This is a genomic window from Azoarcus sp. Soil_N_20, assembly GCF_057656155.1.
This window is the reverse complement of record NZ_JBDGKX010000003.1, coordinates 385,261-409,970: the sequence shown is the minus strand read 5'-3', so window position 1 is coordinate 409,970 and position 24,710 is coordinate 385,261. Positions and strand designations below refer to the sequence as shown.

Here is a 24,710-nt window from a genome sequence, read left to right as displayed (position 1 = left end):
TGAATATTCAACGGGACGGAGACAGACGATGCAGATCAAGAAACTGACGACACTCGCTTGCGCAACCGCATTCGCGACCCTCTCGGGGGCGGCGAATGCGCAGATCTCGGGCAATACGGTGAAGGTCGGCGTGCTGACCGACTTGTCCGGCACCTATTCCGACCTTGCCGGTGCGGGCGCGGTCCTCGCCACGCAGATGGCGATCGACGATTTCATCGCCGAAGCCAAACCGGCGTTCAAGGTCGAGATGGTTTCCGCCGACCACCAGAACAAGGCGGACATCGCATCGAACAAGGCGCGCGAATGGTTCGAACGTGAAGGCGTCGATGCCGCCACCGAACTGGTCACCACCTCGACCGCGCTGGCCGTGATGAAAGTCGCCAAGGAGATGAACCGTGTTGCACTGATGAGTGGCCCGGCGTCCACGCCGATCACCAATGAGCAGTGCAATGACGTCACCGTGCACTACACCTACGATACCTATGCGCTGGCCAACGGCACGGCGAGGGCGGTGACCAAGCAGGGTGGCAAGACCTGGTTCTTCCTTACCGCCGATTACGCTTTCGGTCAGGCGCTGGAGAAAGACTCGTCCGCGGTCGTCACCGCCACCGGAGGCAAGGTGCTCGGTTCGGTCCGCCATCCCTTCCCGGCGTCGGACTTTTCGTCCTTCCTGCTTCAGGCCCAGGCGTCCGGCGCGCAGATCATCGGTCTGGCCAACGCCGGCGCCGACACGACCAATGCCATCAAGCAGGCGGCAGAGTTTGGAATCACCCCGAAGCAGTCGCTTGCCGGCCTGTTGATGTTCATATCCGACGTCCATTCCCTCGGCCTCAAGAACACGCAGGGCATGTACCTGACCACGGGTTTCTACTGGGATCGCGACGACGCTACCCGGGCCTGGTCGAAGCGCTTCTTCGACAAGCACAAGCGGATGCCGAGCATGGTGCAGGCCGGCCAGTATTCCTCCGTGCTGCATTACCTGCGCGCGGTCAATGCCGCCGGAAGCGATGATTCGGCCAAGGTGATGGCGCAGATGAAGAAGACGCCCATCAACGATTTCTTCGCCAAGAATGGGCAGATTCGCGATGACGGACGCATGGTCCACGACATGTATCTGGTGCAGGTGAAGAAGCCCGAGGAGTCCAAGTACCCGTGGGACTACTACCATGTCCGCCAGACCATCCCGGCCGCCGAGGCTTTCCAGCCGTTGTCGGAGTCGCGCTGCCCCCTGATCAAGAAGTGAGCCGAGCGCGGTCCATCCGGTAATCATGTCGCACCGGGGTGACGCGTCTGGTCGCCTCGGTGCGGGAGTCCCATATGGAAATATTCGGTGTTCCGAGTGCCCTGCTCGGCAGCCAGCTGCTGGTCGGGTTGATCAATGGTTCGTTCTACGCGATTCTCAGCCTCGGCCTGGCGATCATTTTCGGCCTGCTCAACATCATCAACTTCGCCCATGGTGCGCAGTACATGATGGGGGCCTTCGTGGCATGGATCGCGCTGACGAAATTCGGCATCAACTACTGGGTGTCGCTGCTGCTGGCGCCGCTCGTCATCGGTGCACTGGGAGTCGTCCTCGAGCGCACCATGCTGCGCAAACTGTACAAACTCGATCATCTGTATGGGCTGTTGCTGACCTTCGGTCTGGCGCTGATTTTCGAGGGGCTCTTTCGCGACCAGTACGGTATCTCGGGTCAATCTTACGAGGTACCCGAGCTGCTCCAGGGCGGGGTCAATCTCGGCTTCATGTTCATGCCGATCTATCGCGCCTGGATCGTGGTGGCCGCGCTGACGGTGTGTTTCGGTACCTGGTTCATGATCGAGAAGACCAAGCTCGGCGCTTATCTGCGTGCGGGGACCGAGAATCCGCAGATCGTGCAGGCGCTGGGCATCAACGTGCCGCTGCTGATTACCTTCACCTATGGCTATGGCGTTGCGCTGGCGGCGTTTGCCGGGGTCCTTGCGGCGCCCGTCTACCAGGTGAACCCGCTGATGGGTTCCAACCTGATCATCGTCGTGTTTGCGGTGGTCGTCATCGGTGGCATGGGGTCGATCATGGGCTCGATCGTCACCGGTCTCGGCCTCGGGCTGATCGAAGGCCTGACCCGGGTGTTCTATCCGGAAGGTTCGGCGGTGGTGGTCTTCATCATCATGGTGATTGTGCTGCTGGTCCGTCCGGCGGGCCTGTTCGGCAAGGCAGTCTGAGGCGAATCCGAGGAAGATGCACATGAACAACAGTTCGATGATTGCCCGCGCCACCCCGATCCTGTTCGGCGTGCTGTTTCTGATCGGTCTGGTTGCGCCGTTCGCGGTGTATCCCACCTTTCTGATGAAGGTCCTGTGCTTCGGCCTGTTTGCCTGCGCCTTCAACCTCCTTCTCGGATTTGCCGGCCTGCTGTCCTTCGGTCATGCGGCCTTTCTGGGTACCGCGGGATACGTGTGTGGCATGCTGACGCGCGATGTCGGCGTCACCCCCGAGATCGGCATCCTCGGTGGGACGCTGGCGGCCGGAATGCTGGGTTGGGTCTTTGGCGTGCTGGCGATCAGACGCACCGGCATCTACTTTGCGATGATCACCCTCGCGCTGTCGCAGATGGTCTACTTCGTGGTGCTGCAGGTCAGGGCGACCGGCGGCGAGGACGGCCTGCAGGGCGTACCGCGGGGAAACCTGTTCGGGATCATCGATCTGTCGAACAATCTGTCGATGTACTATCTGGTGTTCACGGTGTTCTGCATCGGCTTCTTCATCATCTACCGCACCATCAACTCGCCTTTTGGCGAGATTCTCAAGGCGATCCGCGAGAACGAGCCGCGCGCCATATCGCTGGGCTACGATGTGGCGAAGTTCAAGTTGCTCGCGTTCATCATTTCGGCCTCGCTCGCCGGCATGGCCGGCGCCACCAAGACCCTGGTATTCCAGCTTGCCTCGTTGACCGATGTGCACTGGCACATGTCGGGCGAGGTGGTGCTGATGACCTTGCTCGGTGGCCTGGGTACGGTCTTCGGCCCGCTGATCGGCGCCGCCACGGTTGTGTCGCTCCAGACCGAGCTTGCGGATTCGGTCGGATCCTGGGTCACGGTGATCATGGGGGTAATCTTCGTGCTGTGCGTCCTGTTGTTCCGCCGTGGCATTGTCGGCGAGCTGCAGGCACTCATCCAGCGTGCCGGGATCCGCTGAAGGCGGCGAACGGCCGTGGAGCCACGCGCTGCCGCCGCCGCGCGGTGCCACGGGAGGGTGAAAACGGGCAGGGTGCAGGACGAAAAAAGGGGGGGCGAGCCGGACGTTGCGGGTCGCCCCCTTGTTTTTGCCGGACATGGGCTGGCCTGCATCGCGCTTCCGGGTAGGGGCGAGCGTGGACTGTGCCCGCCGCCGCGGTGGCACGCGGCCGTGCCACGGTAGTGCATCGGGGGCGAGCGTGCACACTCATGGTGCATGGGCGACGTGCTCGGCATCACGGTCCTCGCCGGATTCGACGTGGTGACGCCGACAGCGGACGACGGCACGCTGCTTGCGTGATCATCGCCTCCGGTCATTGCTGTCAGCACGATGTTCGCAAACCTTCACCAGCTTTCCCATCACGCCGCATGGCGTCGCCAGCTCGAGATGCTGCTCGAGTCGGCGGGCGAGGGCATCTACGGAATCGATCTGGGCGGACGCTGCATCTTCATCAACGGTGCCGGCGCCGGCCTGCTCGGGTATGCCGCAGATGAAATGCTCGGTCGCAACATGCATTACCTGATCCATCATTCCCATTCGGACGAACGCCTGATGCCGGTTCATGATTGCCGCATCTTCAATGCGTTCCGGGAAGGGCGCGGCTGTCGGGTCGATGACGAGGTGCTGTGGCGCAGGGACGGAACCTGCTTCGATGCGGAGTATGCCTCCTATCCGATCCGCGACGGTGATGCGGTCGTGGGCGCCGTGGTGACTTTTTCCGACATCACCGAGCGCAAGGCAACCGAGCGCGCGCTGCAACTGGCCCATGCCGGGCTGGAGCGCCGCGTCGCCGAACGAACGGCCGAGCTGTCGTCGGCGAACCTGCAGCTGCGCCAGGCACGCGATGGCTTGCGCCGGCTGTCTGCACACATGAACTCGGTGCGCGAGGAGGAGCGCGCGCACATTGCACGCGACATCCACGACGATCTCGGCGCCTCCCTGACCGCGATGCAACTCGAGCTCAACTGGCTGCGCCAGCGCCTGCTCGATCGGCGCGACGCGGTCGCCCACATCGACGCCGCCCTCGATATCGGCGCCACGGCGATGGGGGCCGTGCATCGCATCCTCAATGATCTGCGCCCCGGCGTCCTCGACCATCTCGGCCTGTGGGCCGCACTCGAGTGTCTGCTGCAGGATGTCGAATCCCGCGGTGGTCCGCATTGCAGCTTTGTCTGTCCGCAGACGCTCGAATATTGTCGGCTCGGCCGTGACGCGGAGATCGCCGTGTATCGCATCGTGCAGGAGGTCCTTACCAATGTGCAGCGCCACGCCGCCGCCAGCTGCATCGCGCTGCAGGTGCGCGCCCTCGGACGCGAGCTGGTGCTGGAGGTGGAGGACGATGGTCGCGGCATGCACGTACCTGCCCAGCCGACCAGCTTCGGCCTGCTCGGCATGCGCGAACGCGCGCATGCGATCGGGGGCGAGCTGTCGATCTCCAGCGAACCGGGCAGCGGCACCGTGGTGCGCTTGCGCCTGCCCGACGCGCTGGCCTGAGGCGAAACGATGATCCGGATATTGATTGTCGATGACCACATGATCATCCGCCGCGGGCTGATGCAGATCCTGACCAGCGACGCTCGCGTCGGCGATGTCGCCGAAGCCGCTGATGGGCCGGCCGCATTGCGGCTCCTGCGCGCGTCGACGGTGGACGTGGTGCTGCTCGATATTGCGCTCGGCGAGCGTGACGGGCTCGACGTGCTGAAGGCGATCCGCAGCGAGTTCCCGGCGGTCGGCGTGATCATGCTGTCGGTGTATCCGGAAACGCAGTTCGGAGTGCGTTCCATCCGTGCCGGTGCCAGTGCCTATCTCAACAAGGGATGCTCACCCGAGATGCTGTTCGAGGCGGTGGTCAAGGTCGCCGGTGGCGGCATCTTCATCACCGCGGTCATTGCCGAACTGCTGGCCCGCAACGTGCGCGCCGACGAGAGCCGACCGCTGCATGAGTTGTTGTCGGACCGCGAGTTTCAGGTGCTCAAGCTGCTTGCGCAGGGGCGCTCGGTGTCGGAAATCGCCGAACAGCTCTCGCTGTCGGCCAATACCATCTCCACCTATCGCGGCCGGGTGTTCGAGAAGCTGGGGGTACGCTCCATGGTCGAACTGCTGGCCTATGCAGCGCGGCAGGATCTGCTGCCGATGTAGTTTTCGGTGAGCGGCCTTGCCGGGGGCTCGACGGGCGACCACATCGTGTAGTGCCAGCACTACACCAGGATCACGACAATCGCGATGGTGGCCGGATGCCGCAGTGCGCAATATTGACCTCGTCAGCCAGCCAAACGAGGCCACCATGTTGCGCAAGCCGGGTTTCAGATTGGGCGTGTATGTGTTCAAGGATGCCGAAGTCATCGACTATGCGGCCCCCTGCGGCGTGCTTTCGGTTGCACGGCGCCTCGACCCCGAAATCGATGTGTTCCTGGTGGCCGAGAGCGGTCGTGCGGTCCAGACCCAGGCCGGCATCACCGTGGTGCCGAACTATGCCTTTGCCGATCGTCCGGCGCTGGACGCCTTCCTGATCCCGGGCGGCTTCGGCACCCGGCAGGAAATGCACAATCGCAATCTGCACGCCTACATCCGCAGTCTCGCCCCCGATTGCCTCTTGACCAGCGTATGCACCGGGTCGTGGATTTACGCGCGCATGGGCCTGCTCGACGGCCTGCCCGCTACCAACCGCAAGGAGCCGGACCGCATCGAAGCCTCCCACCTGGGCAAGACGCCGATCGACCGCTTGGCCGAACTGGCGCCGGCCTGCAGGGTGAGCAGGGCGCGGGTGGTCGATGCCGGGCGGATCGTGACCGCGGGGGGGATCAGCTCGGGCATGGAGCTGGGCCTGCACCTGCTGCGGCGTGCCGGCTACGACGAGGCTTTCATCCAGGACGTGGCCCGGGTGATGGAGTACCACCGTGCCTACGCACTCTACGAACACGACATCGAGTACACGTCGCCCCCGAGCGCATCGCTCGCTGCATGAACTTCCTTTCAACCCGCCCGTATCCCTTCCAAGGAGCCTGAAATGTCCGCTTTTCGCAATGCCTTCGACCCCAGGGTGAAGCTGCAGCGCGGCGCTTGCAGTTGCGGCCGCCACAGCAGCCAGTCGGCCCACGACCTCGACGAGGCGATTGAGATGCGCCAGATGCAGGACCGGGTGGTGGAGGGCGCGGTGATGCGGGCCTTGTTTCCACGCGACGAGGTGCGGCGCGGCTTTCTGAAGGCGGTCGGGGCCGGTACCGCGCTGGCCGCGATCTCGACCCTGTTTCCGCTCGGGCTGGCAAAGGAGGCATTCGCCCAGGGCGCGGGCAAACTGGAGAAGAGCAGGCTCAAGGTCGGCTTCATCCCCATCACCTGCGCCACCCCCATCATCATGGCGCATCCGCTGGGCTTCTACGCCAAGTACGGTCTCGACGTGGAGGTGGTGAAGACCGCGGGCTGGGCGGTGATCCGCGACAAGGCGCTGGCCAGGGAATACGACGCCGCCCACATGTTGTCGCCGATGCCGCTGGCGATCTCGACCGGCTCCGGATCGAACCCGATTCCGTGGACCGTGCCGGCGATCGAGAACATCAACGGCCAGGCGATCACGCTCGCGATCAAGCACAAGGACCGGCGCGACCCGAAGGACTGGAAGGGCTTCAAGTTTGCGGTGCCCTTCGACTACTCGATGCACAACTACCTGTTGCGCTATTACCTTGCCGAGCACGGCATCGATCCCGATCGCGACGTGCAGATCCGCTCGGTGCCGCCGCCGGAGATGGTCGCCAACCTGCGCGCGGACAATATCGACGGGTTCCTCGCCCCCGATCCGGTCAACCAGCGCGCGGTGTACGACGGGGTGGGCTTCATCCACATCCTGTCCAAGGAGATCTGGGATGGGCATCCGTGCTGCGCGTTCTCGGCGAGCCAGGACTTCGTCAGCGGCAACCCCAACACCTACCACGCGCTGCTGAAGTCCATCCTCGACGCCACCGCCTATGCGCGCAAGGCGGAGAACCGTAAGGAGATCGCCGCCGCGATCGCGCCGGCGAACTATCTCAACCAGCCGGTGACGGTGGTGGAGCAGGTGCTGACCGGGACTTACGCGGATGGCCTGGGCAACGTGAAGAAGGATCTGAATCGGATCGACTTCGACCCCTTCCCGTACGACACATTTGCGCTGTGGATCCTGACCCAGATGAAGCGCTGGGGCCAGCTCAAGGGCGAGGTGGATTACGCGGCAGTCGCGAAGGACGTGTTCCTCGCCACCGATGCCGCCCGCCTGATGAAAGAACTGGGGATGCCGGTACCGGATGCGGCCAAACCGATCGTGGTGATGGGCAAGACCTTCGATCCGAAGCAGCCGACAGCCTATGTCGACAGCTTTGCGATCCGTCGGAGCTGAGCGATGAAGCCGTCCCGGCCGTGGCTGGCGCCCTTGCTGTCGGCGATCTTCTTCGCGCTCTTCGTCGGCGTCTGGCATCTGGCCACGCTGCCGACCTCTGCCGAGGTTCAGGTCGATCCGGAGTACGCCGCCCTGGTCGGACAGGCCGCTGCCACCGGCGCCAAGTCGGCGATGCCGACCCCGGGCGAGGTCGGGGCCAAGCTGTGGGAACACTTTCGTGATCCGTTCTACGACAAGGGCACCAACGACAAGGGCATCGGTACCCAGCTCGCGTTCTCGATCGGACGCGTGCTGCTGGGTTTCATTCTGGCGGCACTGGTTGCGGTGCCGCTGGGCTTCGTGATCGGCATGTCGCCGCTGGTGTACAAGGCGCTCGACCCGTTCATCCAGGTGTTGAAGCCGATCTCGCCGCTGGCCTGGATGCCGCTTGCGCTGTACACGATCAAGGATTCCGACATCTCGGCGATCTTCGTCATCTTCATCTGCTCGCTGTGGCCGATGCTGGTGAACACCGCGTTCGGCGTCGCCAACGTGCGCCGCGACTGGCTCAATGTCGCCCGCACGCTCGAGGTGTCACGGCTGCGAACGGCCTTTCAGGTCATCCTGCCGGCCGCGGCGCCGACGATCATGACCGGCATGCGGATCTCGGTCGGCATTGCCTGGCTGGTGATCGTGGCCGCCGAGATGCTGGTCGGTGGCACCGGCATCGGCTACTTCGTGTGGAACGAATGGAACAACCTGTCGATCGCCAACATCATCAGCGCGATCCTGCTGATCGGCTTGGTGGGCATGCTGCTCGACACCCTCCTGGCGCGGCTTGCACGTGCCGTCACCTACCGCGAGTGAGCCATATGGTGCAGTCCTTTCTCAAGGTCGAGGCGCTCGCCAAGCGCTTTCCCGGCCCGGCCGGCAAACCCGGCGTAACCGTGTTCGAGAATATCCATTTCGGGATCGAAAAAGGCGAGTTCGTCTGCATCATCGGTCACTCGGGCTGCGGCAAGACCACGATCCTGAACATACTTGCCGGCCTCGACGAGGCCAGCGACGGTCTGGTCGTCATGGACGGGCGCGAGGTGCGCGGCCCCGCGCTGGACCGCGGCGTGGTGTTCCAGGGCCACGCCCTGCTGCCGTGGCTGTCCGCGCTCGGAAACGTGGCGTTCGGCGTACGCTCGCGCTGGCCCGGGTGGAGCGCGAAGGAGGTCGACGCGCACAGCACCCGCTATCTGGAGATGGTCGGTCTCGGTTCGGCGCTGCACAAGAAGCAGGCCGAACTCTCCGGCGGCATGAAGCAGCGGGTCGGCATTGCACGCGCCTTCGCGATCCAGCCCAAGATGTTGCTGCTCGACGAACCGTTCGGGGCGCTCGATGCGCTGACCCGGGGCACGATCCAGGACGAGTTGCTCGCCATCGTGCAGGCCACCCACCAGACCGTGTTCATGATCACGCATGACGTGGATGAGGCCATCCTGCTGGCAGACAAGGTGTTGCTGATGAGTAACGGCCCCTGCGCGCGGATTGCCGAGATCGTCGACATCACGATGCGCCGGGAGCGCACGCGCAACACCATCCATCACGACCCGCAGTACTACCGCATCCGTAACCACCTCGTCGATTTCCTGGTCAACCGATCGAAGGGTTACGCCGACGACCAGATGCCCGACCACGATCCACGCGAGCCGCCGCTCGTTCGGCCCGGGCTGGAGGGCGGCGCAGAGATTGTGCCGCTGCCGGCCGGCGCGGCACCGGCTTCCGCATCCGTTCATCCCCTCAAGAACCTCAGCGCCTGAAGGAGACTGCCATGACCCGTACCGAAGTGACCGCCCTGATCCTTGAGTCCAAGCTCAAGCACAAGCTCAGTTGGGCGCAGATGGCCGAGATCGTCGGCCTGAGCAAGGAGTGGACCACGGCCGCGCTGCTCGGCCAGATGAGCCTGAACGAAACCCAGGCGAAGGCGGTGGGCGCGGCACTCGAACTGCCCGAGGATGCGATCCTGCAGTTGCAGGTCGTGCCCTACAAGGGCTCCTTGCCCACCGCGGTGCCGACCGATCCGCTGATCTATCGCTTCTACGAACTCATCAACGTGTATGGCACCACGTTCAAGGAGCTGATCCACGAGGAGTTCGGCGACGGCATCATGAGTGCGATCGACTTCAGGATGGATCTTCAGCGCGAACCGCATCCGGCGGGCGATCGCGTCAGCATCACCATGAGCGGCAAGTTCCTGCCCTACAAGACCTATTGAAGACGTGCGCCCGGAGGCAGCAGCGGCGTGTTGCTCCGGCCCGACCGTGTCCGGGCCCGACAAGCACATCTTTGCTGGTCAGCGCCACGCTTCATGACCTATCCTCCCGACTCGCCGTTTCTTTGATCGCAGCGCCGAAGGCTGCGAAGACGGTAAGCACCGAGTGGCCGGATGCGGCGGCGTGTTCCGCGGCAACCGGCTTGGCGGGCAAGGGGATGGAGGGTCGGGTTTGTCGGGAAAACAGTTTGAACAGAGGGCGCGGCAGACGCGCCTATTCGAGATGCCGAGTCCGTTTCCGGACGAGCCGGGCACCTTGAAGTTGCTCGAACCCGAGTTCAGCGATGGGGACCTGCTGCGCGAGCAACTGGTGGCGGCCGAGTATGGAAAGCCCTTCGTGCTCGAGCACGATGGCGTGCGCTCGCTCTATTTCGGCAGCCTGCGCTTCCAGCAAAGTGCAATGCGGGTCGAGGCCCCGCATGCACTCGATGTCGCCTACACCCAGGGCATGATGGCCTTCATGCTGTTCAATCCGCGCCCCCGATCTCTGACCCTGCTCGGCCTTGGCGGTGGATCGCTGGCGAAGTTCTGCTATCGGCATCTGCCGGCAAGCACGATCACGGCGGTCGAGATCGACCCGGAGGTAATTGCATTTCGCGAGGCGTTCTGTCTGCCGCCGGATGACGCACGCTTTCGCATCGAGTGCGCGGATGCGGTCGAGCATGTCGCCAACTGCGCGGAGCGCGCTGACGTGGTGCTGGTCGATGTGTTCGACGAGCATGGTGTGGCGGCGGCGCTGGCCGACTCGTCGTTCTATACCGATGCGTTTCGCATGTTGTCGGGCAACGGCATCCTGGTGATGAACATCGCCGGCGACAAGCGCGCCTACGCGCGTCACGTGGATCTCGTCGGCGCCGCATTCGAGGATCGGGTCATCGCCATGTCGGTGCGTGAAGATGGCAATTATCTGCTGTTTGCGTTTCGCAACCCCGAATTCTCACCGCGCTGGAAATGGATGAAATCGATTGCGCGCGAGTTGCAGGGGCGTACCGGCCTGGACTTCCCGCGCTTTGCGCAGCAGCTCGAGCGCGGTCAGGCGCTGCGGCTGGTGCAGCGCATGAGCGCCTGAGGTCTCCGTTTCATGTCCGCGTTCACCCGGGAAGTGGCGTGCCTTCTTCCACCGCTTTCCGATGCGGGTGCGCCTTTTGTTCGGCATCGCGCAGCAGGGCATGGGCGATCGCATGATAGAGGGGTACAGGTGCGACCGATCGGGAAACACCGTGCGCGACTACCGCGGTGGCCATCAGGGGTAGCAGCATCTGGTGATTGGCGGTCATCTCCATCACGATGACCAGCGAGGTGATTGGTGCCTGGGTCATTGCTGCCAGGAAGGCGACCATGCCGAGCACCAGAATCGCCTCGTGTTGTTCTTCGGGAAGAAAGAGGGCGAGGTCGGCGCCCAGGCCGGCGCCGACCGCGAGCGCCGGTGCAAAGATGCCGCCCGGGATGCGCGCCACGAATGCCAGCCAGATCACGAGCAGTTTCGCGACCATGAAATAGGCCGGTAGGGCAGCTGATCCCTCCAGCGCCGCTTTCGATTCCGCATAGCCGGTGCCGTAGGTCATCCCGCCGGTCAACAGGCCGATGAGGGCAGTGGCGAGACCACAGTACGCGGCAAAGGTGACCGGCCGTGTCTGCGCAAACTCGCCGACCCGCCCGGGAAGCCCACGCGAGGACGCGATCAACACCCGTGAGAACCCGCCGCCGAGCAAGCCGCCGAGGATTCCGCACAAGACGATCGGCCATACGCCGCCGGGCCAGCTGATCACCGCCGGGGTACGTCCGAAATAGGTGTAGTTGCCAAGTACCGCGAGCGACATAAGACCCGCGAAGATCACTGCGATCAAGGTCGTGCTGTTGGCGCGGAAGGCCCGGTGGCGACACATCTCCTCGATTGCGAACATGATGCCGCCCAGCGGCGTATTGAACGCGGCAGCAATTCCCGCACCGCTCCCGGCCACGATGAGGTCGCGGCTCGATGCGATGCGGCCGTGGCGGCGCCCGGCGAGCATGTGCATGGCCGACGCGCCAACCTGCACCGACGGCCCCTCGCGGCCGATCGATGCTCCCGAGAGCAAGCCGCCCAGGGTCAGGAACACCTTGGCGATCGCGAGGCGGAAGGACACGAACTGGCGGCGCAGGAGCGCATCGTCGGTCAACGACGCTGCAATTGCCTGGGGAATGCCGCTGCCTTCGGTGCCGGGAAAGAAGCGCCGCGACAGCCAGGCCATTGCCGCGAACCCGGCCGGGGCCACCATCAGCGTCAGCCAGGGACTTGCCCTCATCAGCGACTGATGGAACGCGATCGAGACTTCCGCGCCGATGGCAAACCCGATTGCGATCAATCCTGCCAGCAGGGCTGCACCGACCAGCAGCAGGCGTTTGTGCCAGCGCGCAATCGAAAGCCACGGCAGCGCATAACGGCGACCGCCGCGGGCGATGTGTCGGAGGGTGCGATGAGGAATGTTGGAGGGCTGGTCCGGGTCGGGATCGGTAGAAGGCATGGGCAAGCAGGCGTCGGGGCGGGTCGGGTGGTGAGGCGGGTTTGCAGCCGGGAATTTTCTCAGTGGCGGAATGCGTTCATGTCGTGTTCGTGCAAACCTTGATTTTCAGGGCTCGAAAGGTGAATGTGCGCGGCTTTCGTACGATATGGTTACGATACGCGAGAGCAGTCGTATCAGCGAATTTTTTGACAAGTATTGTTTGAGAAAATATAGTCGGAGCCCATGCAGATGCCCCAGTCACAAAGCGACACAAAAAACGCAGCAGAGAAAAATGCCAAGGTAACGCCATTGTCGGTGTTGCAGCGCTTCAGGGTGCTGATCCGGACCGCACAGCGGCACTCGCAGTGGATCGAACGCCAGAGCGGGGTGACCGGCGCGCAGCTGTGGGCGTTGCAGGAATTGAGCGAGGCACCGGGTCTGCGTGTCGGCGAACTGGCCAATCGGATGGCGCTGCACCAGTCCACGGCGTCCAACATGATCGATCGCCTCGAGACCGGCGGCTCGATCCGCAAGGAGCGCACCAGTGCCGACCAGCGGGTGGTCCGACTGTACCTGACCGAAGCGGGCGCGGCGCTGCTGGCCCGGGCGCCGTCTCCTGCGCGTGGCGTGCTGCCCGAGGCTTTGCGTCTGCTCGAACAGGACGATCTTGCCAAATTGCAGACTGAACTCGACCGCCTGCTCAAACAGATCAAGCATCTCGATGAAGGCTTCGGCATGCAGCCGCTTCCCTTCACCGAGTAATCCATACCCGGGCCGGCGGGTCTTCCGGCCAACCGTTTCGCACTTGTGCGGACAGCAGCTTGAGGGCGACCCACGTGGTCGCCCTTTTTTTCATGGATCGCACTCTGGCTGGTCGTTATCCGCATGGCATCAGGCTTGTCTTTTTGATCGACATCAAGGATTGCTCGCATAGCCGGGACGGTCGGTAGCGACTGCGGTAGAGTTTGTCTCTTGTTGCCTGCCGTGGCGGGCATCCATTCTCGGGACATGCGGATCATGGCAGTTGAGCTCTACAACGACGGCAAGCATATCTGTCTGGCCTTTTACGACCTCGTCAATGAAGAGGCGGATCACGCCGTGCAGTGCAACCAGTTCCTGATCGTCGACGGTGATCATGGCGCACTGGTCGATCCCGGTGGGAACATGACCTACAACGGTTTGCTGATGGGAATGCAGCGCTATTTTCCGTCACGCAATCTCGACTACATTCTGGCCTCGCATGCCGATCCGGATATCATCGCGTCGCTCAATAAATGGATGGTGACGACAAACTGCAGGATATTGATCTCCAAGCTGTGGGCGCGCTTCCTGCCGCATTTCACGACAGGCCGTGACTATTCCGACCGCATTATCGGCATTCCGGACGAAGGCATGATCGTGCCGCTGGGCGCATGCAAACTCAAGGCCGTACCGGCGCATTTCATGCATTCGGAGGGCAATTTCCAGTTCTACGACCCGGTATCCCGAATCCTGTTCACCGGTGACATGGGGGCGTCCCTGATCGATCACGACGTGGCAATGAAGCCGGTCAAGAATTTCGACGATCACATTCCCTTCATGATCGGCTTTCACCGCCGCTACATGATCTCGAACAAGATCTGCCGCTTCTGGGTGAACATGGTGCGCGAACTGGATGTCGAAATGATCGTGCCGCAGCATGGGGCGCGCTTCGAAGGCAAGGCGATGGTCAATCGCTTCCTGGACTGGATCGAGAACCTGCAGTGCGGTGTCGACATCATGACCCAGGACAATTACCGCGCGCCCTGATCTGCACCCGCAAGACAGCCGCGTATTGCTGCCGGCGTGCTGCCGACAATCGTAGCGCGGGTCGGTGGTGTCAATGCTTTTTGGACAGTGACTGCATCGCGCGGGTGAGTCCGTCCAGTGTCATCGGGAACATTCGCCCGCCCATCAACTGACGTATCAGCTCGATCGACTGGCGGTAGGTCCACAGACGCTCCGGCTCCGGGTTGAGCCAGGTTGCCGCGGGATAGGCCTCGAGCAGACGGCGAAGCCAGGCCGCGCCGGGCTCGGCGTTCATATGTTCGATCGAGCCATGCTGATGAAGAATCTCGTACGGGCTCATGGTGGCATCGCCAACGAACACGAGCTTGTAGTCGGGACCGTAGCGGTGAATGACATCGACCAGCGGGATGCGCTCGGCGTGTCGGCGGGTGCCGTCGCGCCACACGGATTCGTAGACGCAGTTGTGAAAGTAAAAGTACTCCAGGTGCTTGAACTCGGTGCGGCTGGCGGAAAACAGCTCCTCACAGACTCTTACGTGGTCGTCCATCGAACCGCCGACATCGAGAAACAGCAACACTTTCACCGCATTGTGGCGCTCGGGCCGCATCATCAGGTCCAGCCACCCGGCGTTGCGTGCCGTGGCTGCTATTGTTCCTTCCAGATCGAGCTCCTCGGCCGCCCCTTCACGGGCAAAACGGCGCAGGCGACGCAGCGCAACCTTGATGTTGCGGGTGCCGAGTTCAACCGAGTCATCCAGATTGCGGAACTCGCGCCGATCCCAGACTTTCACCGCGGTGCGGTTTCCCGCCGACTCTCCGCCGACCCGGATTCCCTCCGGATGGGTGCCGTTGTTGCCGAAGGGCGAACTGCCACCGGTACCTATCCATCTTGATCCGCCCTGATGGCGGCCCTTCTGCTCCTCGAGGCGTTTGCGAAATTCATCCATCAGTTTGTCCCAGCCCAGCTTTTCCAGGCGGGCCTGCTCCTCGGGCGTGAGGTGCTTCTTCATCGCCGCCCGCAACCAATCCTCCGGCAAGTCGAGGTCGAGCCCGGGCAGGGCAGTGACCCCGTTGAAGTACGCGCCGAACGCGCCGTCGAAGCGGTCATACAGCGCCTCGTCCTTGATCAGGCAGGTTCTCGACCACAGGTAGAAATCATCCAGGGAGTGGCCGCAGACGCCGGCGCGCAGGCCTTCGAGCAGACTGAGAAACTCGCGGGTGGATACGGGGAGCTTGCTTGCCTTCAGATGGAGAAAAAAATCTATCAGCATATCTTCTTGGCCTTGAGCATTACGAAACCCTCAGCGGTTCTGACGCGCCATGTGAATCAGGCGTTCGAACAGATGAAGATCCTGTTCGTTCTTGAGCAGCGCGCCGGCGAGCGGCGGAACGATGGCCTTGTTGTCCTTCGAGCGCAGCGCCTCAGGAGGAATGTCCTCGGCCAGCAGCAGCTTGAGCCAGTCGATAAGCTCGGAAGTCGAAGGCTTCTTTTTCAGCCCGGGGATATCGCGCAGGCCGAAAAAGACTTCCATCGCCTCGGTCAGCAGAGCCTTCCGGATGCCCGGGAAATGGACATCGACAATGCGCTGCATGGTATCGCGGTCGGGAAAGCGGATGTAATGGAAGAAGCACCGGCGCAGGAAGGCGTCAGGCAGTTCCTTTTCGTTGTTGGAGGTGATGAACACGATCGGGCGATGGACCGCGCGTACTGTTTCCCGGGTTTCGTAGACGTGGAACTCCATGCGATCGAGTTCGCGCAACAAGTCGTTGGGAAACTCGATATCGGCCTTGTCCACTTCGTCGATCAGAACGACGGTCGGTGATTCGGCCGCAAACGCCTGCCACAGCACGCCCCTGACGATGTAGTTGCCGATGTCCTTGACCTTGTCGTCGCCAAGCTGGGAATCACGCAGGCGCGACACTGCATCGTATTCATAGAGGCCCTGCTGCGCCTTCGTGGTCGACTTGATGTGCCACTGCAGCAGCGGCAACCCGAGTGCTGCGGCCACTTCTTCGGCCAGCATCGTCTTGCCGGTGCCCGGTTCGCCCTTGATCAGCAGCGGACGCTGCAGGCGGATGGCTGCATTTACGGCGAGCATCAGGTCCGGGGTGGCAATATACTGCGCACTGCCTTCGAATCGGGGTTGTGACATCGGGGAATCCTCTGATTAATTTTTTCCGATTATAGGGCTAGGGTTGCCGGAAAACGGCGAAAGTGGTCAGGGGGTTGCATCGCCCCTGCGTTTTTCAATCGGGCAGCACGTTTCCCATCGACTGCCCCGAGACATAGCAGTCCTTCACAGAGGAGACACCATGCAGGGACGACATCTGCTTCTGGCCACCGTCATGGCGGCATCAGGTTTTTCGGTGCAGGCTACCGGCGGTGATGCCGAGGTGGCAAAAGGCAAGATATCCGCGTGTATCGGCTGCCATGGTATTCCGGGCTATCGGACCAGCTTTCCCGACGTGTACTCGGTGCCCAAGCTTGGCGGGCAGCACCCCGAGTACATCGTTCGCGCCCTGCAGGCCTACAAGGCCGGCGAACGTACCCATCCAAGCATGCAGGGGATAGCGGCGTCGCTATCCGACCAGGATATGGCCGACCTGGCCGCCTACTACGGAGGTGTGCGATGAGGGCGGGTGTACGGTACATGGTTGTCCTCACCCTGGCCGCGGTGGCCTTTGCAAGCGGCCTCGCGCAAGCCGGCGATAAAGATCGGGGCAAGGAAAAAGCGGCGGTGTGTGCCGCTTGTCATGGGTCGGACGGCAATAGTCCGACGCCGGAGTTTCCACGTATCGGCGGCCAGCACGAGGATTACCTGCTGCGGGCCCTGCTCGACTACAAGAACGGGCAGCGCAAGAATCCGATCATGGCGGCGCAGGTCGAAAATCTCTCGAAACAGGATCTTGCCGATCTGGCTGCGTGGTTTGCAAGCCAGCCCGGGTTGTTCCTCAAGCGCTGACGCAACAGGAGGTCAGGACAGCCCGGCGCGTCGCCGTACGCAGGCAAGGTAGGCCTGCCCGTCCGGCGGCGCATTGTTGCGCTGCGCATCGAAGATGGTCTCGCCGAGGCATTCGAGCACATCGTGCAATGCGGCGTGGCGCTCGCCATGACGCGCGCAGGCGGCGTCGAAGGCGGCGCGAAGGCCAGGCGGCTGGTCGATCGACAATTGCTCCTCGATCGCCAAATGCAGGGACAGGTGCAGGAAGGGATTGACCTGTCCGTCCTCCGGCGCGAAGTCGCGCTCGACCGATTCCGGGTCCTCCACCACGGCGTGGTACTCGGGGTGGTTCTGCAGGATGTCGGCGGCGATGGTCTCGAGCGGGGTCAGGATTTCCCTCGTCCGATGCTTGCGCCATGCCTCGATGAAGAAATTGCGAACCTGATCGCGGGACGGATTGAACATGAGATTCCCTGTTGTGAGGTGAGGGCCGGTTCCGGCTCAGGCCGTCTTGTCGCGCCAGGTGCACAGGTCGCGTACGCAGCAGTCCGCACAGGCCGGCTTGCGTGCCGTGCACACGTAACGCCCATGGAGAATCAGCCAGTGGTGGGCGTCGAGAAGGTATTCCTTTGGCACCCGGCGCATCAGGGCCTGCTCGACCGCAATCACGTCCTTCCCCGGTGCCAGGCCGGTGCGATTGGACAGACGGAAGATATGCGTGTCGACGGCCATGACCGGCTCGCGGAAGATGGTGTTGAGGACCACGTTGGCGGTCTTGCGTCCGACCCCCGGAAGGGCTTCGAGTGCCGCACGGTCGCGCGGTACTTCGCCGCCATGGCGCTCGAGCAGCATGCGCGACAGCGCCACCGTGTTTTTCGCCTTGTTGCGAAACAGACCGATGGTCTTGATGTGCTCGGCGACTGCGTCCTCGCCGAGGGTGAGCATCGCTTCGGGTGTCGGTGCGACGGCAAAGAGCTTGCGGGTGGCAAGGTTGACGCTCTTGTCGGTCGCTTGCGCCGACAGCACCACAGCGACCAGCAGCTGATAGGCGGAGTCGTATTCCAGTTCGGTCCGGGGTGCCGGGTTGGCCGCCGAGAGGCGCCGGAAGAACTCCCGGATCGCCTCGCGTTTCATCATCGCCATCCTCAGCCGGGCGCCGCTGCGGCGTCCGGCTCGGCCTTGCCGGTCGTCGGCGCGGACACTGGCGGAACGAGGCGGGCGCGGGCAGCCATACGGGTATTGATGGCGTTGTAGGCCGCGATCAGGCAGCCGAGGGCAAAGAAGGCGCCCGGCGGCAGGATGGCAATCAGAAAACCCGGATAATCGTCGCCGAAAACGTTCAGCGCCGAAGCGTCGGGAAAGATCATCTCGATCCCGGAGAACAGGGTTCCGGCGCCGATCAACTCACGGATTCCGCCCAGCAGCGCCAGCACCCAGACCAGACCGATCCCCATCACCACACCATCGATCGTCGACGACAGGACGTCGTTTTTTGCCGCAAATGCCTCGACCCGCGCGAGCACGATGCAATTGGTGACGATCAGCGGGATGAAGATGCCCAGCACGAGGTACAGGCTGTGCAGGTAGGCATTGAAAACAAGGTCGACCATCGTCACCAGTGCGGCAATGATCAGGATGAACACGGGGATGCGGATTTCGTAGGGAATGAAGTTGCGCAGTCCGGCCACCGCGAGATTGGCCAGCGCCATGACCAGGATGGTGGCCAAGCCGAGGCTGACCGCGTTCACCATGCTGGTACTGATGGCGAGAATCGGACACAGGCCGAGCAGCTGGGCCAGCCCGGGGTTCTGCTTCCACAGCCCGTTGTAGGCGCTTTCGCGCAGAGCCTGAATGTTCATCGTCGTTCCCCTACAAACTGGTGCCGGCAGCGGCGGCATACAGCGCATCACCGTGCTCGACCGCATAGCCGACCGCGCGACCCACCGCGCGGGTCACTGCGCGCGCACTGATGGTGGCACCGGTGCGGTAATCGAATGCGCCACCATCCTTGCGCACGGTCCATTGCGCGGCATCGACCTGAGACCATGAAATGTCATTGAACTGGCCAACCCAGGGTTTGATCTTGTTGCGATCCTTCTTCGGGTCGATGTAGTCACCGAGCCCGGGCGTTTCCTTGTGCGCGGTAACCCGCACCCCGCCCACGCTGCCGTCCGCAGCGACCGCAACGATGAGCTCGATGCGGCCGCCGTAACCGTCGCTCGCGGTTGCCTCGAGCACCAGCGCTACCGGCACGCCCCCTTTACGTGCACGCCACACACGTTTGCTGCCATCGGCGCCGAGCGCGGCCGCCGAACCGATCGCGATCGCATCATCGAGCAGCAGGTTGTCGTAGCGCTCCATGGGCAGGACTTCGTTGATCAGGCGCATCTGCTCTTCCTGCGCCGATGCCTCGATCGCGTGCCGGGTGGTGTCATAGGTGAACGCCATCACCGCGGTGAACAGCAGGGTGAACACGATCATGATCGCCGCGGTGCGCAGCGAGGTGCGCACGGCCGAGTAACGGGCGCTGGTCATTGACCTCCTCCCCGATGCCCGAACACGGTGGGTTGGGTCTTCATGTCGATCAGCGGGACGCAGATGTTCATCAGGAGCACCGCAAAGGCGATACCTTCCGGATAGGCGCCGAACGCGCGAATCAGATAGGCGATCAGTCCGACCCCGGCGGCAAAGATCAGTTTACCGCGCGGTGTGGTGGCGCCCGAGACCGGATCGGTGACGATGAAAAATGCCGCCAGCATCGCGCCGCCGCTGGCCAGGTGAAACAACGGGGAGGCGAACTGATCGGGATGGAGCAGCCAGAAGATGCCGGCGGTCACGGTCAGTCCGGCGACAAAGCCGGCGGGCAGATGCCAGGTAATGGTACGGGTTGCGAACAGGAACAGGCCGCCCAGCAGATAGCCCCCGGCAATCCACTCCCAGCCGCGACCGCCGGCCATACCGAAGGTGTCTGTCTGCAGCAGGGTGGCGACGGTCGCGTCGCCGCGCAGTCCGGTGCGCAGCGCATCGAGAGCGGTGGCACCGGTGACTCCGTCGAGGTCGCGGGCGCTGCCGAGTATGAGATTCAACTGGGCCGCGAAATCGACCGTCCCGGCGGCCGGCCATTGCGACATCAGCGAGGGATAGGCGACGATCATCGTGCAGTAGGCTGCCATCGCCGGATTGAACGGGTTCTGCCCGAGCCCGCCATACAGATGCTTGACCGCGACGATTGCAACCAGCACGGCGAGAACGGTAAGCCACCACGGCACGATCGGGGGGAAGGTCAGCACGACGAGCCACGCGGTGACCACAGCGGAGAGGTCGGTCACCGCGATCGCGACCGGACGCTTGCGCAGCATCAGCATCAGGGCTTCGGCCACCACGGCGGTGACCGTGGCGAGTGCGAGGTTGACCAGAATGCCGGCGCCGATCTGCCACACGTAGGCGGCAATCCCGGGAACGAGGGCAAGCAGCACGGTAAACATGACGCGCTGCACGCTCGCCGGTTTGCGGATGTAGGGTGAGTGGATCATCGGCTCAGGCGGTGGATTCGGGCGAACGATCGGAGGGGGGCTTGGAATCGCCGATCACCGGAGCGGTGGCCAGCTTATTTTGCCGTCGCGCTTCGATCTCCGCGATCTCGGCTTCGGTTTCGGGGCTCAGGCCTTCCGTGTTGCGCGGCTGGACGGTCTCCTTTTGCGCCTTGGAACGGGCGAGGGCGGCGGCGATCAGGGCTTTTTTCGGATCGCCGTCGGCGTTTGCCGCTGCGACCGGCAGCGGCTCCGCGGCCGAACCGGTATCGGTGAGCTTGGCCCGGGTTTCGGCGGCCTTTGCGGCCAGCTTGGCGGCTTTCTCTTCCTTCTCGCGTTCCTGGCGGTAGTTGCGGAACTCGAAGCGCTCCCGAGCCTGATCGGCGGCCGACTTCTCGCGTTCGCGGGCCCAGATCTCGCTCTTGGCGAAACGGTAGTAGTCGACCAGCGGGATGTGCGACGGGCACACATAGGCGCAACAGCCGCACTCGATGCAGTCGAACAGATTGTATTCCTGGGCCTTGCCGAAGTTCTTCGCGCGGCTGAACCAGTACAGCTCGAACGGCTGGAGCTCGGCCGGGCAGGCACGCGCGCATTCGCCGCAGCGGATGCAGGGCTGCTCGGGCTGCGGCGGCGGAAACAGCCGGGGCGAGGCTGAAATGATGCAGTTGGTGCCCTTGACCACGGGGACGTCGACGCGCGGGAGGACAAAACCCATCATCGGCCCGCCCATCAGGGTGCGGTCGGTGTCGGGGCGGGGGGCACACAGCGTGAGCAGGTGAGCGATCGGCGTGCCGATCAGGACCTCGAAGTTGCCGGGGTGTTCGACATTGCCGGTGAGGGTGACGATGCGCGATACCAAGGGCTCGCCATGCGCAAGTGCTCGATATACGGCATGGGCCGTGCCGACGTTGAAGCACTGGATACCGAACTCGCCGGCCAGTTTGCCGTACGGAATCTCGACCCCGGTCAGTACCCGGATCAACTGCTTTTCCCCGCCGGCGGGGTAAAGCGAGGGTACCGGCATCACCGTCACTTCGCCGTCGATCGCCTGCGCCGCCGCCTGCATGGCGGCGATGGCCTGCGGTTTGTTGTCCTCGACGCCGACGACCAGTCGACGTGCGCCGATCAGTTCGCGCAGGATCGCCGCGCCGGCAAGAATGTCCGCCGCGCGTTCACGCATCAGGCGGTCGTCGCACGTGATCCACGGCTCGCATTCGGCACCGTTGAGAATCAGGGTTTCGATGCCGCTGCCCTTGCCCAGCTTGACATGGCTGGGGAAGGTTGCGCCCCCGAGGCCGACGATGCCGCAATCGCGCAGTTGGGCCAGGGCCTGTTCCCGGGTGGAATTGTGATAGTCGAATCCCTTGTGCTCGACCCAGCGCTCCTCGCCATCGGGTTCGATCACGATGCAGCGCGTGTCCAGGCCCGAGGGGTGGGCGAGCGGGTGCAGACCCACTTCGGTGACGGTGCCCGAGGTCGGCGCGTGAACCGCGGTACCGAGATTGCCCTCGGGTTCGCCGATGCGTTGGCCCTTGAGCACCTTGTCGCCGACATGCACGATGCAGCGCGCGGTCGCACGCGTACTCTGGCGCAAGGGTACGACCAGCCAGGCCGGCAGCGGCGCCGAGCGGATCGGCGTCTCTGCCGACTCGTTCTTGTGCGCGTCGGGTTTGATACCGCCGCGGAAGCCGAACAGACGCGCGATCATGCAGCCTTCCTGATTTCGATCACGGGGTATTTCCACTTCCAGGTCTGGACCGTTTCAGGTACCGGCACCATCGAGATGCAGTCCACCGGGCACGGCGCCAGGCAAAGCTCGCAGCCGGTGCACAACGGATCGACAACGGTGTGCATTTGCTTGGCTGCGCCGACGATGGCGTCGACCGGGCAGGCCTGGATGCACAGCGTGCACCCGATGCAGGTGAGTTCGTCGATGAGGGCGACCGACTTGGGCTTCTCGACCCCGTGTTCTTCGGACAGGGGTTTGAACTCGCGGCCAAGGAGGTCGGCCAGCTTGCGAATGCCTTCCTCGCCGCCCGGCGGGCACTGATTGATGTCGGCCTCGCCCTTGGCAATCGCCTCGGCATAGGGTTTGCAACCGGGATAACTGCATTGCCCGCACTGCGTTTGCGGCAGGATGGCGTCGATTTTCTCGACCAGCGGATCGCCTTCCACCTTGAAACGGATGGCGGCGTAACCCAGTGCTGCGCCGAGCACCAGGGCGATCCCGGTCATGATGAGGAGGGCGGTGATCATGGGTGGTTTAACGAATCCGGAGGCGCAAGGATAGACCGCGCCGCGCGCTCGGGGTTTGCGTCAGGTCAGCCAGTGAGACTGCAAGGTTGGGTGCAGGTGTGGGCATCAGTTAAAACGATCCAGCCCGGCAAACCCCATGAAAGCCAGGCTCATGAAGCCCGCAGTGATCATGGCGATGGCGGTTCCCCTGAAGGGCAGCGGTACGTCGGCGCCGTCGAGCCGCTCGCGGATGCCGGCAAACAGCACCAGCGCCAGGGTGAAGCCGACCGAGGAGCCGAAGCCGAACAGCAAGGATTCGAGCAAGTTGTGATTGAGTCCGACATTGAGCAGCGGCACGCCGAGCACCGCGCAGTTGGTGGTGATCAGCGGCAGGTAGATGCCGAGCACCTGATGCAGCAAGGGACTGGTCTTCTGGATCACGAGTTCGGTCATCTGCACGATGGCCGCGATCACCACGATGAACGAGAGCGTACGCAGATAGGCCAGATCGTTGGGGGCCAGAAGGTAGTGATCGATCAGGTAACTGGTGCCGGAACCGAGGGTGAGGACGAAGGTGGTGGCGGCACCCATGCCGACGGCGGTCTCGAGCTTTCTGGATACGCCCATAAAGGGGCACAGGCCGAGAATGCGGACGAAAACCACGTTGTTGACCAGGACTGCGCCGATGACGACGAAAATATAGCTGCTCATGATCCGATGGCCGGGATTAACCGGCGGATTATCCCCTTCCGCACCGCGCCACTCAAGCCTGAGCGGGTTATGGGTTTATCACTTTCATGCGATCGGTGTTCGGGACGTTGCGCGTACACACTCGCGCACCAGGGCGGGGCCGCGATAGATCAGGCCGCTGTATACCTGCACCAGACTCGCTCCCGCCTCGATCTTGGCTTTTGCGCCGCGACCGTCGAGTACGCCGCCAGCGGCGATGATCGGCAGCTCGCCACCGAGGGCGCCGGCGAGCTGGCGGACGACCGCGGTGGAGGCCTCGAACACCGGCGCCCCGGACAGGCCACCCTGTTGTTCCGCGTAGCGCACCCCCTGGACCTTGTCGCGCGAGATGGTGGTGTTGGTCGCGATCACGCCGTCGATGCGGTGCCGGCGCAGGGCGTCGGCAATATTGACCACCTGATCGGGTTTGAGGTCGGGCGCGATCTTCAAGGTCAGCGGAACATAGCGACCATGGGTGTCGGCAAGGCGGGTCTGGGCGGTCTTCAGGCGGCCGAGGAGGTCGTCCAGTTCGGACTCGCCCTGGAGCTGACGCAGATCCTTGGTGTTCGGGGACGAAATATTGACCGTGACGTAGCTCGCCAGCGGGTACACCTTGTCGAGGCAGAGCAAATAATCGTCCGCGGCACGTTCGATCGGGGTGTCGAAGTTCTTGCCGATGTTGATGCCGAGGATGCCCTTGTAGCGGACGGTCCCGACATTGGCGATGAGCGCATCGACCCCATGGTTGTTGAACCCCATGCGGTTGATGATGCCCTTGACCTCGGGCAGGCGGAACATCCGCGGGCGCGGGTTACCCGGCTGAGGGCGCGGGGTGACCGTGCCGATCTCGATGAAACCGAAACCCATGCGGGCGAGGCCGTCGATGGCTTCGCCATTCTTGTCGAGCCCGGCGCCGAGGCCGATGCGGTTGGGGAAGCTCAACCCCATCACCGCCACCGGATCGGCGGGTTCCGGCCGACCGGTCGGCAACACGCGGCCGGCGATGTTGAGTGAGGCGAGGGTGAACTCGTGTGCGGTTTCCGCGTCGAGCGAAAACAGGAAAGGGCGGGCGATGTCGTAGAGCATGGGGCCGGATTGTAGCGACTCGGCGGGCGCGGCGCGATGCGGGGATCCGCAGCG

Annotated in this window: 27 protein-coding genes; 15 read left to right on the top strand and 12 right to left on the bottom strand. The window is 63.4% G+C overall.

What is annotated here, in order from left to right:
* Positions 1-28: 28 nt before the first annotated feature.
* The 11 genes from AC3A35_RS09195 to AC3A35_RS09145 all read left to right on the top strand — a co-directional run bounded on the left by AC3A35_RS09195 (position 29) and on the right by AC3A35_RS09145 (position 10,951).
* Positions 29-1,243 carry an ABC transporter substrate-binding protein gene (locus tag AC3A35_RS09195; protein ID WP_487435737.1) on the top strand — a complete coding sequence of 405 codons (1,215 nt, stop codon included), beginning with the start codon at positions 29-31 and terminating at the stop codon, positions 1,241-1,243.
* A gap of 74 nt (positions 1,244-1,317) precedes the next feature.
* Entirely contained in the window at positions 1,318-2,202 is an 885-nt protein-coding gene (locus AC3A35_RS09190) for a branched-chain amino acid ABC transporter permease (RefSeq protein ID WP_487435736.1), read from the top strand.
* 22 nt (positions 2,203-2,224) lie between these two features.
* Positions 2,225-3,175: a branched-chain amino acid ABC transporter permease gene (locus tag AC3A35_RS09185; RefSeq protein ID WP_487435735.1), complete on the top strand. Its 951-nt coding sequence runs from the start codon at positions 2,225-2,227 to the stop codon at positions 3,173-3,175.
* 369 nt (positions 3,176-3,544) lie between these two features.
* Complete coding sequence (locus tag AC3A35_RS09180; RefSeq protein ID WP_487435734.1) at positions 3,545-4,708, top strand: PAS domain-containing sensor histidine kinase; 1,164 nt, start codon at positions 3,545-3,547, stop codon at positions 4,706-4,708.
* A 9-nt stretch (positions 4,709-4,717) separates the two neighbouring features.
* Positions 4,718-5,353, top strand: coding sequence for a response regulator (locus AC3A35_RS09175; RefSeq protein ID WP_487435733.1), 636 nt, complete (start codon positions 4,718-4,720; stop codon positions 5,351-5,353).
* A gap of 103 nt (positions 5,354-5,456) precedes the next feature.
* Positions 5,457-6,179 carry a DJ-1/PfpI family protein gene (locus tag AC3A35_RS09170; protein ID WP_487435732.1) on the top strand — a complete coding sequence of 241 codons (723 nt, stop codon included), beginning with the start codon at positions 5,457-5,459 and terminating at the stop codon, positions 6,177-6,179.
* Between the two features lie 42 nt (positions 6,180-6,221).
* Positions 6,222-7,583 (top strand): CmpA/NrtA family ABC transporter substrate-binding protein, encoded by a 1,362-nt coding sequence (locus AC3A35_RS09165; RefSeq protein ID WP_487435731.1) that lies wholly within the window; start codon positions 6,222-6,224, stop codon positions 7,581-7,583.
* A gap of 3 nt (positions 7,584-7,586) precedes the next feature.
* On the top strand, positions 7,587-8,429 hold the full coding sequence (ntrB, locus tag AC3A35_RS09160) for a nitrate ABC transporter permease (RefSeq protein WP_487435730.1): 843 nt from the start codon (positions 7,587-7,589) through the stop codon (positions 8,427-8,429).
* A gap of 5 nt (positions 8,430-8,434) precedes the next feature.
* Complete coding sequence (locus tag AC3A35_RS09155) at positions 8,435-9,370, top strand: ABC transporter ATP-binding protein (RefSeq protein ID WP_487435729.1); 936 nt, start codon at positions 8,435-8,437, stop codon at positions 9,368-9,370.
* Positions 9,371-9,381: 11 nt separating this feature from the next.
* A complete protein-coding gene (gene cynS / locus AC3A35_RS09150) occupies positions 9,382-9,825 on the top strand; it encodes a cyanase (protein ID WP_487435728.1) in 444 nt (147 codons plus the stop codon).
* A gap of 313 nt (positions 9,826-10,138) precedes the next feature.
* A complete protein-coding gene (locus tag AC3A35_RS09145; protein ID WP_487435727.1) occupies positions 10,139-10,951 on the top strand; it encodes a spermine/spermidine synthase domain-containing protein in 813 nt (270 codons plus the stop codon).
* 22 nt (positions 10,952-10,973) lie between these two features.
* Here the strand turns inward: AC3A35_RS09145 and AC3A35_RS09140 are convergent, their stop codons facing one another.
* Entirely contained in the window at positions 10,974-12,386 is a 1,413-nt protein-coding gene (locus AC3A35_RS09140) for a chloride channel protein (protein WP_487435726.1), read from the bottom strand.
* A 228-nt stretch (positions 12,387-12,614) separates the two neighbouring features.
* On the opposite strand from AC3A35_RS09140, the gene AC3A35_RS09135 reads away from it, so the two are divergent.
* Together AC3A35_RS09135 and AC3A35_RS09130 are read left to right on the top strand one after the other, a co-directional pair.
* Positions 12,615-13,127, top strand: a complete 513-nt coding sequence (locus tag AC3A35_RS09135; protein WP_487435725.1) for a MarR family winged helix-turn-helix transcriptional regulator — start codon at positions 12,615-12,617, stop codon at positions 13,125-13,127.
* Between the two features lie 255 nt (positions 13,128-13,382).
* Positions 13,383-14,153, top strand: coding sequence for an oxygen-binding di-iron domain-containing protein (locus tag AC3A35_RS09130; RefSeq protein WP_487435724.1), 771 nt, complete (start codon positions 13,383-13,385; stop codon positions 14,151-14,153).
* A gap of 70 nt (positions 14,154-14,223) precedes the next feature.
* On the opposite strand, the gene AC3A35_RS09125 is transcribed toward AC3A35_RS09130, so the two are convergent.
* Both AC3A35_RS09125 and AC3A35_RS09120 read right to left on the bottom strand, forming a co-directional pair.
* Positions 14,224-15,402 (bottom strand): vWA domain-containing protein, encoded by a 1,179-nt coding sequence (locus AC3A35_RS09125; protein WP_487435723.1) that lies wholly within the window; start codon positions 15,400-15,402, stop codon positions 14,224-14,226.
* Between the two features lie 30 nt (positions 15,403-15,432).
* A complete protein-coding gene (locus AC3A35_RS09120; protein WP_487435722.1) occupies positions 15,433-16,284 on the bottom strand; it encodes an AAA family ATPase in 852 nt (283 codons plus the stop codon).
* Positions 16,285-16,444: 160 nt separating this feature from the next.
* Between AC3A35_RS09120 and AC3A35_RS09115 the strand changes: the two genes are divergently transcribed.
* Together AC3A35_RS09115 and AC3A35_RS09110 are read left to right on the top strand one after the other, a co-directional pair.
* Positions 16,445-16,765, top strand: a complete 321-nt coding sequence (locus AC3A35_RS09115) for a c-type cytochrome (RefSeq protein WP_487435721.1) — start codon at positions 16,445-16,447, stop codon at positions 16,763-16,765.
* A 17-nt stretch (positions 16,766-16,782) separates the two neighbouring features.
* On the top strand, positions 16,783-17,094 hold the full coding sequence (locus tag AC3A35_RS09110) for a c-type cytochrome (RefSeq protein ID WP_487435720.1): 312 nt from the start codon (positions 16,783-16,785) through the stop codon (positions 17,092-17,094).
* 12 nt (positions 17,095-17,106) lie between these two features.
* Here AC3A35_RS09110 and AC3A35_RS09105 read toward each other — a convergent pair whose 3' ends face one another.
* From AC3A35_RS09105 to AC3A35_RS09065, 9 genes are all read right to left on the bottom strand, one after another.
* The gene (locus AC3A35_RS09105) at positions 17,107-17,538 is read right to left on the bottom strand and encodes a DUF1841 family protein (protein WP_487435719.1); all 432 of its coding nucleotides are present in this window, start codon (positions 17,536-17,538) and stop codon (positions 17,107-17,109) included.
* Positions 17,539-17,574: 36 nt separating this feature from the next.
* Positions 17,575-18,207, bottom strand: coding sequence for an endonuclease III (nth, locus tag AC3A35_RS09100; RefSeq protein ID WP_487435808.1), 633 nt, complete (start codon positions 18,205-18,207; stop codon positions 17,575-17,577).
* An 11-nt stretch (positions 18,208-18,218) separates the two neighbouring features.
* Positions 18,219-18,932, bottom strand: a complete 714-nt coding sequence (locus AC3A35_RS09095; protein ID WP_487435718.1) for an electron transport complex subunit E — start codon at positions 18,930-18,932, stop codon at positions 18,219-18,221.
* 10 nt (positions 18,933-18,942) lie between these two features.
* Positions 18,943-19,608: an electron transport complex subunit RsxG gene (gene rsxG, locus AC3A35_RS09090; RefSeq protein ID WP_487435717.1), complete on the bottom strand. Its 666-nt coding sequence runs from the start codon at positions 19,606-19,608 to the stop codon at positions 18,943-18,945.
* Entirely contained in the window at positions 19,605-20,606 is a 1,002-nt protein-coding gene (locus tag AC3A35_RS09085; protein WP_487435716.1) for an RnfABCDGE type electron transport complex subunit D, read from the bottom strand. Before AC3A35_RS09085 ends, rsxG begins: the two co-directional genes overlap by 4 nt.
* Before the next feature lie 4 nt (positions 20,607-20,610).
* Positions 20,611-22,314, bottom strand: coding sequence for an electron transport complex subunit RsxC (gene rsxC / locus AC3A35_RS09080; RefSeq protein ID WP_487435715.1), 1,704 nt, complete (start codon positions 22,312-22,314; stop codon positions 20,611-20,613).
* Positions 22,311-22,862 carry an electron transport complex subunit RsxB gene (gene rsxB, locus AC3A35_RS09075; protein WP_487435714.1) on the bottom strand — a complete coding sequence of 184 codons (552 nt, stop codon included), beginning with the start codon at positions 22,860-22,862 and terminating at the stop codon, positions 22,311-22,313. Before rsxB ends, rsxC begins: the two co-directional genes overlap by 4 nt.
* A gap of 105 nt (positions 22,863-22,967) precedes the next feature.
* Entirely contained in the window at positions 22,968-23,552 is a 585-nt protein-coding gene (gene rsxA, locus AC3A35_RS09070; protein ID WP_487435713.1) for an electron transport complex subunit RsxA, read from the bottom strand.
* Between the two features lie 84 nt (positions 23,553-23,636).
* A complete protein-coding gene (locus AC3A35_RS09065) occupies positions 23,637-24,656 on the bottom strand; it encodes a quinone-dependent dihydroorotate dehydrogenase (protein ID WP_487435712.1) in 1,020 nt (339 codons plus the stop codon).
* Positions 24,657-24,710: the final 54 nt, after the last annotated feature.